The following is an 11,960-nucleotide window of genomic DNA, read 5'->3' on the forward strand; positions in this document are numbered from 1 at the left end:
ATAAAAGGTAAAATCGAATTTAAAGGGTTTGGCTGGGTAATAAAAAAAACCTACTTGGTCTTCTTCATTATTTTCATCCAGCCGCCACTCTCGAACACCGCGAGACTTCTCTTTCCCAAGGTCTTTTCGAACTCGTCCCAGGAAACGATCTCTAGCCTTGCGTTGTTGCCCTTCGTGAACTGAATTCCGTTAGTGCCCTTCACGCGACCGGGCTTGAGACCCTTTTTCTTCGCGATGTCCTTGGCCTTGTCTAAACTAATCTTCTCCATCACCAAAGAATTACCTCCTCGATAATCGACCACTCTGGCCTATTACCCAGTAAGTAATGGAAATATTCTATATATAAAATTTATCGTATAAAGAATTAAATCCAGCGTTCATTTACTTATATAATATGCCCTGTTAATTCTCAGGTAACCCAGATAATTATACACACTGTATGAATTTGAAAACCATGCTGGGTCGATGACTGGCTAGTGCTGGAGGGAGCAAGGTTATATGCCCCGGTTGGGATAACCTCGGGAGCATTATGAGCCTCTTCGGTTCTTCTGGTATACGAGGTTTGGTCGGAAAGGACATAAACGTCGAGCTTTGCGTCAAGATCGGTCGTGCAGTTGGAGAAATGGCCGGCATTGTCGTACTAGGAAAGGACCCGCGGACCAGCGGGGATATGGTGATGAACGCGCTTATGGCCGGACTTATCGAGGCAGGGGCTGAACCATACCGAGCGGGAATGATCCCCACACCAACACTGGCCTACGCCGCTTCCCATTTCGACTGTGGGCTAATGGTCACCGCCTCACACAATCCCCCGGAGTACAACGGGGTGAAGATGTGGAACCAGGATGGCAGTGCCTTCGATGGAGATCAGACCGCAGAGGTTGAACGGCTCATAACTAGCGGAGGCAAGAGGACCGCATGGAATTCCATGTTCCAGGAGCAGAGATGGGAGGGAGCAGTCGATGAGCACATCAACGCCATCCTCGAAGAGGTGGGTCAGGCCGATCGCCCTTTGGTGCTTGACTGCGGTTGTGGGGCTACTGGAACGGTCAGTCCCCGCACGTTCAGTGAGATGGGCTGCGAGGTCTTGACCCTCAACGCCAATCCAGATGGTATGTTCCCTGGTCGGCCCTCGGAGCCTTCTGAGGAGAACTTGAAGGACCTTATGAACTTGGCCAAGGCCAAGGGCGTGATGGGCATCGCACACGATGGCGACGGGGATCGCATGGTGGCTGTGGACGAAAAAGGTCACTACGTCAGCGGAGATCGTCTTTTGGCCTTGTTCGCCTCCTTGATGGAGATCGACGATATGGCCGCACCGGTCGATGCCTCCATGGTATTGGATGATATCGTAGGACGAACGATAACGCGCACCAAGGTGGGGGATGCGTTCGTATCTGAGGTTATGAAGAAGAAGGGGCTGCCTTTCGGAGGAGAACCTTCTGGTACGTTCATCTTCCCCCGGATCAGCTACTGTCCCGATGGTATCCTGGCCGGAGCCACCTTGATAAAGCTCCTTGAAGGGAGACCGCTCTATGAAATGGTAAATGCTCTGCCCAGTTATTGTTCGGCACGCTCATCTTTCTCTTTCAATTCCGAGGATAGGGAGAGAGTGCATACCAGGCTGGCAGAGGAGATGGGGTCCGTGGAAGGGGACCTGAGCACTGTGGACGGATTCCGAGTCGACCTCGGCCACGGTTGGATGCTGGTCCGCCTCTCCGGCACAGAACCTAAGATCAGGCTCACCGCCGAGGCCCGGGACCAGAAGGACCTGGAAGCGATCGTGGACCTGGCTAGCACGCGAGTGAGGAAGGCTTTGGGCTAAGCAGACATTTAATAGATAGCACCTATTGACAAGTGGAAGGAGAGAAATGAAAGCCCTCATCCTAGCCGCCGGCGATGGCACCCGACTCAGACCCCTTACCAGCAACAAACCCAAGCCTCTGCTCACTGTGGCGGGGAAACCTTACCTGGCACACCTTGTACAAGCTCTGAAGGACGCGGGTATCAAGGACCAGACCATCCTGGTCGGCTGGAAGAGCAATAAGGTGAGGGAGTTTTTTGGCGACGGACAGCATATGGGGGTGGACCTAACATACCTGGAACAGAAGGAAAGGTTAGGCACCGCCAACGCTATCGGCGTGGCCGAAGGGATCATCCAGGAAGATTTTGTATGCGTCAACGGGGATGTCGTCATGGCCCCGGAATCGATAGCAGAGCTGGTAACCGCGTTCCAAAAGGACCGGCGGCCTATCATGGGGACGGTGGAGGTCCCCGACCCCTCCCGCTTCGGAGTGGTCGAGCAAAAAGATGGGAAACTGGTACGTGTCTGGGAGAAGCCGTCGAACCCTCCGTCCAACCTTATCAACGGCGGTATCTTCGGTCTCACTCCCGAGGTCTTCGATCTGATCCATAGGACAGAACGGTCCTCCCGGGGCGAGTACGAGTTCACAGACACCTTGAACATGATGTCCGCTGAGATGGACGTGAGGGTCCATCGCATCGTGGGGGAATGGATAGACGTAGGTTATCCTTGGGAATTACTACGAGCCAATGAATACCTCATGGGGCGTTTGAAACGGAATGTCCGTGGCACGGTGGAGGAAGGCGCTGTGATCAAAGGCAACGTCGTCGTCGAGGAAGGCGCTGTGATCCGCAGCGGGAGCTACATCGAAGGACCGGTCTACATCTCCAAGGGATGCGATGTCGGACCGAACTGTTACATCCGCCCTTCCACCTGCCTCGGTGAGGGGGTCAAGGTAGGGAACGCGGTTGAGGTGAAGAACTCCATCATCATGCAAAGGACCAACGTACCGCACCACAATTACATAGGGGACAGCGTGATCGGTGAACGGTGCAATTTCGGCTCAGGGACCAAGGTGGCCAACCTGCGTTTTGACGACCGCGCTGTCAGGGTATCGACCAGGGGGCAGCTCATAAACTCCGGAAGAAGGAAGTTAGGCGCCATCATCGGTGATGATGTGAAGACCGGAATAAACGCCATGATAGAGCCCGGGGCCGTCATCTGGGAAGGTACCATCATCGGGATGGGGGCGTTGGCCCGGGGGAACATAGGGCCGAACAGCAGGGTCCTTTAAAGGTCCACGACTGGAAGCTCTATACTACTACCTTGATGATCGTAGGCCTGCCAACTATTTTCATCGTACGGCAAGCATGTGATGATGTGGACCATACCATAGCGACGGAAAAGTTCCAGGTCCTGCCTGGAAGGTCGGTTGCTGTAACCGGGGTGAGAATGGATGGTGCCGACCACCGTATGATCGATGGGCAGCATGTGCAGCATCACCAGCGCGGAGTCCTTCCCCTGAAGTGTTCCAGGCACCAGCAACAGTTCCGAGATAACGCCTTCCTCGACCCTCAGCATAGCCATGAACTCGTTCGGCAGGCTGTCCCTTGACGCTTGGTTCACCATTTCCATGAGGGAGCGGTCGATACTTTTGACCCTCTTCAGCACAACGCCCCCATGAGCTTTTCACGTGTGCGGGCGTAAAAACCTTTGCCGAAATTGACGAAACGAGCCTTATCGGGCGCTGCCTGGAACTCCACGGTCTCATTCCCGGCCATCATCATCTCCTGTTGCCCATCGACCACGACCACGCACTCCTTCGGCCGGACTATCTGCACTGATATACGACTACTGGCCGGTACCACCAATGGGCGAGCGGCGAACTTGAACGGGGCCATAGGGGCGATGACAAGCGCCTCCACCCGTGGGTCGATGAGGGGAGCCCCCAGGCTCATGGCGTAACAGGTGGAGCCGGTCGGGGTCGCCACCACGATCCCGTCCGCTCGCACGTTGACAGCCATCTCCCCGTCCACGAACACCTGGAAGTGGCGGATCTTGGCCACATGGGCCGTGTGCAGCACCGCCTCGTTCATTGCGTCGAGCATGCGTCTGCCCCCGACCACGGTCTGCAGCTTTGTCCTCCACTCCAATTCGTAATTGTCGTTCAGGAGGTTGTCGATCCCCTCTTCCATCTCTTCCTCCGAAACCACCGTCAGAAATCCTAGATCACCAGCGTTGATACCGAACATCGGTGCCTTATTGTGCTGCAGTGCACGCAGGATGGTGCCGTCACCGCCCACGGTGACCATTATGTCAACGTCCATATCATCGATGCGGTGCCCTTTGACCTTGAATCGCTGGGCCATCTCATTTTCCAGCAGCACCTCGTGTCCTTCAAGGAGATCGATCGCTTTCCTTGCAATGCGCGGGGCATCGGGAATGTCCATGTTCACGCTCATACCGAACTTCATAGTAACCACCTCAGAGCCTCGGGGTCGCCAACTGCCAGCGTGTTCGCTCTGGACTTGAGGTCCAACGGCATATCCAGCACGGACCCGTTCATATCGTAGAGCTCCCCACCGGCCTCCCTAAGGATCAATGCACTGGCGGCTATGTCCACCACTCGCAAGGACCTCGCATAGATCTCGGAATTGAGATAGAAGCCGTCAGCCAGGCCGGCAGCCACCAGGCACATCTCCAAAGAGGAGCACCCCATCGAACGGGTCCGCCGTGCCTTATGGACCACAGCGTTGGTGGCCTTGGAAGAAAATTTTCCTAGATAGACCATGAGCACCGATCCGTCCTGTTGGAATGGGCGAGCGTGGATGGTACGCCCGTTCCAAGTGGCCCCTTTCCCCTTCTCCGCGTAGAAAGTATCCTCGGTGACCAGGTTGCGTACGATGCCGTGGGTCACATCGTTCATGCTCTTTGTCCCCACGGCCAAGGAAACGCTGTAGAACGGTATGCCCATCAAGGCGTTGTATGTGCCATCGACAGGGTCCATGATCAATGTTCGATCAAAACCACGATCGATGAAGCCAGCCTCCTCGCTAAGCACATTGAGGGGGACATTCCTCTCGTCCATCATCCTAAGAAGAGCTTCTTCGGCCACCTGGTCGATACGGCAGGTGGGGGTGCCATCCGCCCCCATGCTCACCTCTTCTGCCCTTTCTTCGAACTCGCAGTGGCCATCGATCTCACCGGCCACCTTCTCGGCCAGCCAATACAATGTCTCCTTCATCGCTTTGGATATTGACGGAGGATTATACATAATTGCACCAGTGGAAATAGCTAATACATTGCAGGGCGTTGCCTCAATGCCTCAGGGGGCTTGAGGGATCTTTTGAGCGAGGACATCATTTCATTATCTGGAAAAGGGGAGGTCAAGGACATCGGCGGGAAAGCTCGCAACCTGACGGACCTAATGGCCGACGGGTTCCCGGTCCCTGAGGGGATCGTCATCGGTACCGCAGCCTACGAACGGTTCCTGAACGCCAATGGACTAAGGCCGCGCATCGAAGAGATACTACGGACCCTGGATCACAGCGACGGTCTGAAGGTGGCACGCTGTGCGGAATCGATCCGCGGATGGGTGCTATCGACGAAAATGGAAAAAGGGTTGGTGGACAACCTTCACATGGAGATGTCAACCCTTGGACCAGAGGGCCTATGGGCGGTTCGTTCGTCGGCCATCGCAGAGGACCTGGAGCAGGCATCCTTCGCCGGCCAGCAGGACACCTTTCTGAACGTTTCCCTTGAACTTGTAAGCGACCATATCAAAAAGTGCTGGGCCTCATATTGGAACGACCGGGCGATCAACTACCGTCACGACAATAAGATAGGACATCTGGACTCCGGTATGGCCGTCATAGTCCAACGCATGGTCAATGCTGACTCCTCGGGCATCATGTTCACATCAGACCCTGTCAGCGGAGAGGAGCGCATCATCATAGAATCGAGCTGGGGATTGGGAGAGTCGATCGCCTCCGGCCTGGTGACGCCGGACCGTTTCGTCTGCGACCCTCGAACCGGCGAGCTTAGGGAATCCGTCATCGGCAGTAAGGCCAAGGCCATTTTCCTCTCCCCCGAAGGGGAGAAGGTGGTGGACGTTCCTGCCGCTGAGCAGAAGCGAGCCTCCCTGAGCCGAGCGAACGTGGAGAAGGTCGCCAAACTGGGGCGTGCCCTTCAGGAACATATGGGGAGCCCACAGGACATCGAATGGGCGGCCGAGGGGGATAAGATATATCTGCTACAGTCCCGCCCGATCACCACCATCGGCGGGGACCACACCTTGTGGACCCGAGCCTATGGTGATGAGTATTGGGCGGACGTTACCTCGCCCTTGTTCTTTTCCGTTTTGGGACCATGGTTGACCAAGTACGTCAATTGGGAAGGCAGCGCCATCATGGGCTATTACGAGCTGACCGATAAAGAACTACTACACATCCACAAAGGACACGTTTATTTCAACGCCGAGGTACTGGAGGGAATGCTGGTCTACAACCCTAAGTTCTCACGCACCAAAGAACTGCTCAATTACTTCCCGGAAAAGGATCAGGCTCGCATAGCTAACGCCAAGACCAGGACGTTCAGGAGGTTGCTGGCGGAGGTCAGGATCGCCCTGCTGGACCGGGATGGCGTCATACTTAGCACCGACAAGGCCTATAAGAAATGGGCCTCTGGCTTCTTGGAATGGGCCGAGACCTTCGATGCCATGGACCTAACGGAGATACCGGACGAGAAGCTGGAAGACCTTGTGTGGGAAATGGAACGGCGGATCGTAAAGCATTATCGCCTTATTCGTTACGGAATGGTGACCCACTCCATAGGCACCAACATGATGGTCAAACGCTGGCTGCAGGATTGGCTAAATGATAGCTCAGGTGCTCTCTACTCCAGGGTGATCAGCGGCCTTAAGGGCAATAAGACCATCGAGACCAATATAGCGCTCAATAAACTAGCCGATGTGGCAAGGGATGACCCATACGTTCGAGGCAACGTCCTTGGTCTGAGCTCCAGGGAGATGACGGCCAAGATGAATGATGACCCCAAGATGAGCGGTTATCGGGAAGAGTTCGTTTCTTTCCTCACAGATTACGGTCATCGCTCGCATACCAGGGAGCTGTACTTTCCTCGCTGGGGCGACGATCCTCGATTGGTCGCGGACATCGTACGTTCGCTGGTGTCCTCATCCCGCTTGGACCTGAAGGAAATGGAAAGACGCAGGATCAAGGAGAGGGAGGAAGCGGAGAAGGACATCCTTGCCAAGATAAGGGACCTCGATAAGGGCTACTTCAAGGCCGGCATATTCCGCATCGTCATGCATTTCGCTCAGACCTACCTTATATTCCGGGAGAACCAGCGCTACTTCCTTGACCATATTTTGTACAGAGAGCGGAGGATATACATGGAATTCTCCCGAAGGTTCTTGTCCAAGGGCTGGATAGGAGAAGGAGAGGACATATTCTTCCTGAGCAAAGAGGAGATATTCGCCCTGGCCAAAGGGATCGGTAAGGAAGCGTTGGCGATGATACCGGAGCGCAAGAATGTGTTCCATCAGTGGAAGGGAGAGCTTCCGCCCAAGTTCCTGAAGGGGAGTGTAGAGTTCGACGATACCGTTGTGGTGACCGGGAGCGCGGTCAGGCTCACGGGGACATCTGCAAGTCCGGGGATAGCCTCCGGCCCGGTGCGGGTGGTTGAGTCGATAGAACAGCTCTCCGAGGTGAAAGAGGGGGAGATCCTCATCACTTCCAACACAGACCCCGGATGGACCGCGGTCTTTTCCAAGATCGGGGGGCTCATTACAGAGACTGGCGGTATCCTTTCCCATGGAGCTGTGGTTTCCAGGGAATACGGAATTCCGGCAGTGACCGCGGTCAAGAGCGCCACAAAAATATTCATAACAGGTCAGTGGATAACCCTTGACGGCAACGAAGGCTTGATCTATATCAGGGAAGGATGATTCCAGTGGAAACGGATATAATTCACGAGCATGGCGAACAGAAGAACTGGAACGAAAGTTTCTATTTCAGCTTCTATGACCGCGGAAACGACATTTGCGGCTTCATGCGCCTGGGCTTAATGCCCAACAAGAACGAGAAGATGCTGTTCTGCTTCTTCATGATGCCCGACGGCTCCATAGTGGGGACCAAGGACAACGTGGAGTTCGATGGCAGCGAACTGAACGCCAAAGGCCTGACCTTTACCAAGGTGGAGGATGAAAAGGTCTGGAACTTAAAATTCGAAGGTGAACTGCCCACGCATATGAAGGGCGAGGAAACCGTCTCGAAGGTCGTGTTCGATCTGAGGTTCGAAGGTGTAAATCCTATGTTCAACTATCGCGAGTGCGTCACCGGCGACAAGGAAGCCATGGCGGCGTCGGTAGCCTCTGAGCATCTGGAGCAGATGGGCAAGGTCCTAGGACAATTGACCATCGACGACAAGGATTATTACATCAAGGGACTGGGCGAAAGGGACCACTCCTGGGGCGAGCGCGATTGGACCGCTCCCAGGGCATGGGTATGGCTGACCTGTCAGTTCAACGATGGCTATGGCTTCAACGTGACCAAGATGTACATGGACAAGGGCGACATCGACGCCGGCTTCATCTATGTGGACGGAGAGACCCTGCCCATCGTCAAGGTGGACATGGTGACCGAATATGACGCTGACGGAAGCCCCAACACGCTGTACATGGCCATGTACGACAAAGATGGCGTTGTTTACGGTGTAAAAGGCGAGGTCAAGAGGAAGGTCGTCATGGAGTTCAAGGGCGAAGACAACCGCGGCTCCATAATGTTCGAGAATCTGGCCCGCTATCGCATCGACGACGGCAGCGACGAGGTCGGTTTCGGCATAGCCGAGTATCTGTTCAGAAAGTGAACCGGCCCATCCCCTCCCTGATCAGCCTGACCAGGGAGAGGTTGGAGGAGTATTCGTCGGCTAGCTCCCTAGCATGGTCCTTGGGAATACCGTCCCGGACCAGTGCCAGGTAGAATTGTCGACCCTCCTTGTTGGCCCGTCGCCTCATGCGCAGGTACGCTATCGTCAAATGCCACATCAATACTGGTATCGCCGCGGCCGCGACTATCACGGCCTGGCGGTCGCCAGTTTTTTTATTTTTTTTCGATGACATCGGCTTGGCGCCTCATTCATCTTTTTTGCTCGCCCCGCCCACTATGTTCTTGAGCATTCCACCCAGGCTCAGATTGGACATGTACTCCTTGGTCAGTTCGAACGCTTGATCCTTGCTCATTCCCGCATCGTTTAAGGCCTTGTAGAAGGCTGCCACAGACTCTCCGAACTTGGTACCTTCCTGAGCTCCGTAAAGGACCTTGGTCACACTGTCGAGCAGCTTCGGCACATGCTCCGACAGCACAGCGAATATCTGCCCTAACTGTTCCGCATCTGGCATTTCTTTGTCCGTCATCTTTCTCACCTCATCGATATCGTGATCTGCACTTGTTTCTGTATCTCGGCCCTATCTTGTTCTCGCTTGTGCCATGTTTTCATACATCTTCGTATGAGTGGTCACTTTACTTGGAGAGACCGAGCACCTGTGACCACTTCCTGACCACCTCTTCCGATAGCCGATAGGTCTTTTCCTGCCTACCAGCTTCCTCGATCACCAGCTTCTGCCTCACCAGATCGCTAAGTTTTCCTCTGACGATCCGCCTTGAGGAGCTTCCGCGCCGCGCCTTGAGCTCTTCTGTCAGCTGAGATATGTTCAGACCCGGGTGGTCCAGCAGTAAACGAAGAAGGTCCTTGGATATGGGGTCCTTGACCTCTGGAACGATCGTTTCGACCGAGACCACTCCGAATTTCTGGTACAGGTCCATGAGACGGAAGTACTTTCCAACCGTTTCCTGGAAATTTGCAAGCTGAGACACCAGCTCGCTGTAGGGCACGGAAACCTGACGGACGGCGTCCTCCAGATGAGCGATACGCTCGGTCAGCTCCTCGATCCGCTTGGATTCGTCCGTTCCCGCCACGGTGCATCATGCCACTGAAACGCTTAATAATTTGTCAGTTATGGCGAGAACATGAGCGAGGCTAAACTGCCCATCGAGACCACCGCGTTCCCTGGAGTGTTCCGTTCCGGCGAGATGCTGTTGACCCGGAACCTGACCCCTGGACGGAGGGTTTACGGGGAGAGGCTCTTCTCTCAGGATGACCTTGAATATAGGGAATGGGTGCCGGACCGAAGCAAACTGTCCGCCTATCTTAGGAAGGGGGGTAAGTGCTTTCCTTTCTTGCATGATTCCCACGTCCTTTACCTGGGGGCTGCTAGCGGCACCACCTCCAGCCATGTCTCCGATCTAGTGCCTGAAGGACGGGTCTATTGCGTGGAGATATCCCCCAGGTCCTTCCGAGACCTGGTCGGGGTCTGCGAAGGACGACCTAACATGATGCCCATACTTGGGGACGCCACCAAACCGGACGATCTGGCATTCCTGGTGGAAAGGGCGGACGTGGTCTACCAGGACGTAGCCCAGAAGAACCAAGCCGGCATCTTCGCCAAGGCCATGAAGCGGTTCCCAGCGAAATGGGGCATGTTGGCAGTGAAGTCTCGTTCGGAGGACATGAGACGGGAACCGCGCGAGATCTTTCAAGAGAGCGCCGAACTGCTCATACGAGAAGGTCTGAAAGTCAGGGAAATGGTGGAGCTAGCTCCTTTCGAAAAGGACCATGCCATGATCGTTGTGGAAAGACCGTGATCCCGGTTCACAGCCATTTCTCGAAACATATGCTCCATGGTGACCATTTCTTTCGTTCTTCGCAAGGAAAGCGCCGATAACCGAGCGATGAGTACAGTTCGATGGCTTTCCTCTCCAACCCGTTCATGATGAGACGCGCTATCCCCTTGCGCCCCATCCTCGGGGTCACGAACAAACGCTTGAACTCGGCGGTGGTCTCATCCCAAGGTTTTATCGCTCCGCACCCCACCGCCTTACCGTTCAACGATACCAATAGGAATCCCGCCAAGGGCGAACGGAATTGATCCGAAGGGGGAGGGTCGATGGTCGTCTCTCCATAGAGCCAGTCGAGATCTCTTCGCATCTCCCACATCAGATCGATCATCTCTGATAGTCCTGGATTCCCTATACTTATCTTTACGACCCCTCCCCCGAAAATGCTTCCGAAGGGCCGACCATTTCGTCCATCTGATCGATGAATCAGGATTCAGATAAATATCGATAACCCCTCCCGGCTATCATACATGATGCAACGGTGATGAAACTGCCCAATGTCTACGGTATCGGTTTCAAGGGCGACCTCTTCCTGATGGTCTACAATCCCAAGAGGGTAGGGTGGGAAATGCCAGGAGGAAAATTGGAAGATATGGAGACCCCGTTGGAGGGGGTGCGGAGGGAGTTCCTCGAGGAATGCGGATTTGACTTTCAGGTCCTGGACTGCCGACCCATGGGACCGGTGGTGGTCTTCGCTGGTCTGTTGGGAGAGCATAGAGGGGACAGTGAAATGGGCTGGGAGCTGATGGACGAGCTGCCAGACAATCTGGCTTTCCCGGAATGCGAATATCGGGAGCAGATTGCTTGGGCCAGGAAGGCGGTGTTTTCCAAGCTGGGCATGAGTCGAACTCTTAAATAGTATGAGTGAAATAGACGGTCACTTCGCCGCCACCAACGAAGTTAAATCATTTAGATAACAAAATAGGATGATGTTCACATGGCAAGAATGCACGCCAGGAGAAGGGGCTCTTCCCGTTCCCGAAGACCTTTGATCACGGAGAACCCAGAATGGGTACCTCTGTCCAAGGACGAGGTAATGGAGATGGTGGTCAAACTAGGAAAGGAAGGTATGACCAGTTCCAAGATCGGATTGGTATTGAGGGACCAGCACGCTGTGCCCAGCGTCAAGCTGTCTACCGACAAGTCGGTGATGGAGATCCTCCACGAGAACGACCTGTCCCCGAAGCTTCCCGAGGACCTTATGGCTCTGATGAGAAAGGCCATAAATCTGAACATTCACGTTCAGAACGGCAACCGCGGTGACATCGCAAACCGCCGGGGCCTGCAGCTGGTGGAGTCCAAGATCAGAAGGCTTGTGAAGTACTACAAGCGCTTGGACATCCTGCCCAAGGATTGGAACTACTCCTTGAAGAAAGCTGAGCTGCTCATCGAGTGAGTGGGAC

General features: G+C 54.7%; 15 protein-coding genes. 7 read left to right on the forward strand and 8 right to left on the reverse strand.

Annotation, left to right across the window (positions count from 1 at the left end; translation table 11 throughout):
- Window positions 1-50: 50 nt before the first annotated feature.
- Entirely contained in the window at window positions 51-269 is a 219-nt protein-coding gene (locus VMW85_01465) for a hypothetical protein (GenBank protein HUT26704.1), read from the reverse strand.
- Between the two features lie 260 nt (window positions 270-529).
- Here VMW85_01465 and glmM point away from each other — a divergent pair, with 260 nt between their 5' ends.
- Both glmM and glmU read left to right on the forward strand, forming a co-directional pair.
- A complete protein-coding gene (gene glmM / locus VMW85_01470) occupies window positions 530-1,825 on the forward strand; it encodes a phosphoglucosamine mutase (protein HUT26705.1) in 1,296 nt (431 codons plus the stop codon).
- Between the two features lie 46 nt (window positions 1,826-1,871).
- Window positions 1,872-3,098 carry a bifunctional sugar-1-phosphate nucleotidylyltransferase/acetyltransferase gene (glmU, locus tag VMW85_01475; GenBank protein HUT26706.1) on the forward strand — a complete coding sequence of 409 codons (1,227 nt, stop codon included), beginning with the start codon at window positions 1,872-1,874 and terminating at the stop codon, window positions 3,096-3,098.
- Here glmU and VMW85_01480 read toward each other — a convergent pair.
- The 3 genes from VMW85_01480 to VMW85_01490 are packed head-to-tail and all read right to left on the reverse strand — an operon-like array spanning window position 3,095 to window position 5,048.
- Window positions 3,095-3,475, reverse strand: a complete 381-nt coding sequence (locus VMW85_01480) for a Mov34/MPN/PAD-1 family protein (protein ID HUT26707.1) — start codon at window positions 3,473-3,475, stop codon at window positions 3,095-3,097. The two genes, glmU and VMW85_01480, sit on opposite strands and share 4 nt — an antisense overlap.
- Window positions 3,469-4,278 carry an NAD(+)/NADH kinase gene (locus tag VMW85_01485; protein ID HUT26708.1) on the reverse strand — a complete coding sequence of 270 codons (810 nt, stop codon included), beginning with the start codon at window positions 4,276-4,278 and terminating at the stop codon, window positions 3,469-3,471. The genes VMW85_01480 and VMW85_01485 overlap by 7 nt, the downstream gene beginning before the upstream one ends.
- Window positions 4,275-5,048, reverse strand: coding sequence for an inositol monophosphatase family protein (locus VMW85_01490; protein HUT26709.1), 774 nt, complete (start codon window positions 5,046-5,048; stop codon window positions 4,275-4,277). Before VMW85_01490 ends, VMW85_01485 begins: the two co-directional genes overlap by 4 nt.
- A gap of 102 nt (window positions 5,049-5,150) precedes the next feature.
- Here VMW85_01490 and VMW85_01495 point away from each other — a divergent pair, with 102 nt between their 5' ends.
- Both VMW85_01495 and VMW85_01500 read left to right on the forward strand, forming a co-directional pair.
- On the forward strand, window positions 5,151-7,769 hold the full coding sequence (locus tag VMW85_01495; GenBank protein HUT26710.1) for a PEP/pyruvate-binding domain-containing protein: 2,619 nt from the start codon (window positions 5,151-5,153) through the stop codon (window positions 7,767-7,769).
- A 5-nt stretch (window positions 7,770-7,774) separates the two neighbouring features.
- Window positions 7,775-8,689 carry a hypothetical protein gene (locus VMW85_01500; protein ID HUT26711.1) on the forward strand — a complete coding sequence of 305 codons (915 nt, stop codon included), beginning with the start codon at window positions 7,775-7,777 and terminating at the stop codon, window positions 8,687-8,689.
- Here the strand turns inward: VMW85_01500 and VMW85_01505 are convergent.
- From VMW85_01505 to VMW85_01515, 3 genes are all read right to left on the reverse strand, one after another.
- Window positions 8,679-8,942 (reverse strand): hypothetical protein, encoded by a 264-nt coding sequence (locus tag VMW85_01505; GenBank protein ID HUT26712.1) that lies wholly within the window; start codon window positions 8,940-8,942, stop codon window positions 8,679-8,681. The two genes, VMW85_01500 and VMW85_01505, sit on opposite strands and share 11 nt — an antisense overlap.
- 12 nt (window positions 8,943-8,954) lie before the next feature.
- Window positions 8,955-9,236, reverse strand: a complete 282-nt coding sequence (locus tag VMW85_01510) for a hypothetical protein (GenBank protein HUT26713.1) — start codon at window positions 9,234-9,236, stop codon at window positions 8,955-8,957.
- A gap of 106 nt (window positions 9,237-9,342) precedes the next feature.
- Window positions 9,343-9,798 (reverse strand): hypothetical protein, encoded by a 456-nt coding sequence (locus tag VMW85_01515; GenBank protein ID HUT26714.1) that lies wholly within the window; start codon window positions 9,796-9,798, stop codon window positions 9,343-9,345.
- 51 nt (window positions 9,799-9,849) lie between these two features.
- Here VMW85_01515 and VMW85_01520 point away from each other — a divergent pair, with 51 nt between their 5' ends.
- Window positions 9,850-10,524, forward strand: a complete 675-nt coding sequence (locus VMW85_01520; protein ID HUT26715.1) for a fibrillarin-like rRNA/tRNA 2'-O-methyltransferase — start codon at window positions 9,850-9,852, stop codon at window positions 10,522-10,524.
- Window positions 10,525-10,531: 7 nt separating this feature from the next.
- On the opposite strand, the gene VMW85_01525 is transcribed toward VMW85_01520, so the two are convergent.
- On the reverse strand, window positions 10,532-10,888 hold the full coding sequence (locus VMW85_01525) for a GNAT family N-acetyltransferase (GenBank protein HUT26716.1): 357 nt from the start codon (window positions 10,886-10,888) through the stop codon (window positions 10,532-10,534).
- Between the two features lie 153 nt (window positions 10,889-11,041).
- On the opposite strand from VMW85_01525, the gene VMW85_01530 reads away from it, so the two are divergent.
- Both VMW85_01530 and VMW85_01535 read left to right on the forward strand, forming a co-directional pair.
- Entirely contained in the window at window positions 11,042-11,416 is a 375-nt protein-coding gene (locus VMW85_01530) for an NUDIX domain-containing protein (protein HUT26717.1), read from the forward strand.
- 78 nt (window positions 11,417-11,494) lie between these two features.
- Window positions 11,495-11,953, forward strand: a complete 459-nt coding sequence (locus tag VMW85_01535; protein ID HUT26718.1) for a 30S ribosomal protein S15 — start codon at window positions 11,495-11,497, stop codon at window positions 11,951-11,953.
- The last annotated feature ends 7 nt before the right edge of the window (window positions 11,954-11,960 follow it).

This window comes from Methanomassiliicoccales archaeon, assembly GCA_035527755.1.
Classification (GTDB): Archaea; Thermoplasmatota; Thermoplasmata; order Methanomassiliicoccales; family UBA472; genus UBA472.

Excerpts from the sequence above, each read along its gene's own strand:
- VMW85_01465 (HUT26704.1), bottom strand. The coding sequence starts at position 269 with ATGGAGAAGATTAGTTTAGACAAGGCCAAGGACATCGCGAAGAAAAAG.
- glmM (HUT26705.1), top strand. The coding sequence starts at position 530 with ATGAGCCTCTTCGGTTCTTCTGGTATACGAGGTTTGGTCGGAAAGGAC.
- glmU (HUT26706.1), top strand. The coding sequence starts at position 1,872 with ATGAAAGCCCTCATCCTAGCCGCCGGCGATGGCACCCGACTCAGACCC.
- VMW85_01485 (HUT26708.1), bottom strand. The coding sequence starts at position 4,278 with ATGAAGTTCGGTATGAGCGTGAACATGGACATTCCCGATGCCCCGCGC.
- VMW85_01490 (HUT26709.1), bottom strand. The coding sequence starts at position 5,048 with ATGAAGGAGACATTGTATTGGCTGGCCGAGAAGGTGGCCGGTGAGATC.
- VMW85_01505 (HUT26712.1), bottom strand. The coding sequence starts at position 8,942 with ATGTCATCGAAAAAAAATAAAAAAACTGGCGACCGCCAGGCCGTGATA.
- VMW85_01510 (HUT26713.1), bottom strand. The coding sequence starts at position 9,236 with ATGACGGACAAAGAAATGCCAGATGCGGAACAGTTAGGGCAGATATTC.
- VMW85_01520 (HUT26715.1), top strand. The coding sequence starts at position 9,850 with ATGAGCGAGGCTAAACTGCCCATCGAGACCACCGCGTTCCCTGGAGTG.
- VMW85_01525 (HUT26716.1), bottom strand. The coding sequence starts at position 10,888 with ATGATCGATCTGATGTGGGAGATGCGAAGAGATCTCGACTGGCTCTAT.
- VMW85_01530 (HUT26717.1), top strand. The coding sequence starts at position 11,042 with ATGAAACTGCCCAATGTCTACGGTATCGGTTTCAAGGGCGACCTCTTC.
- VMW85_01535 (HUT26718.1), top strand. The coding sequence starts at position 11,495 with ATGGCAAGAATGCACGCCAGGAGAAGGGGCTCTTCCCGTTCCCGAAGA.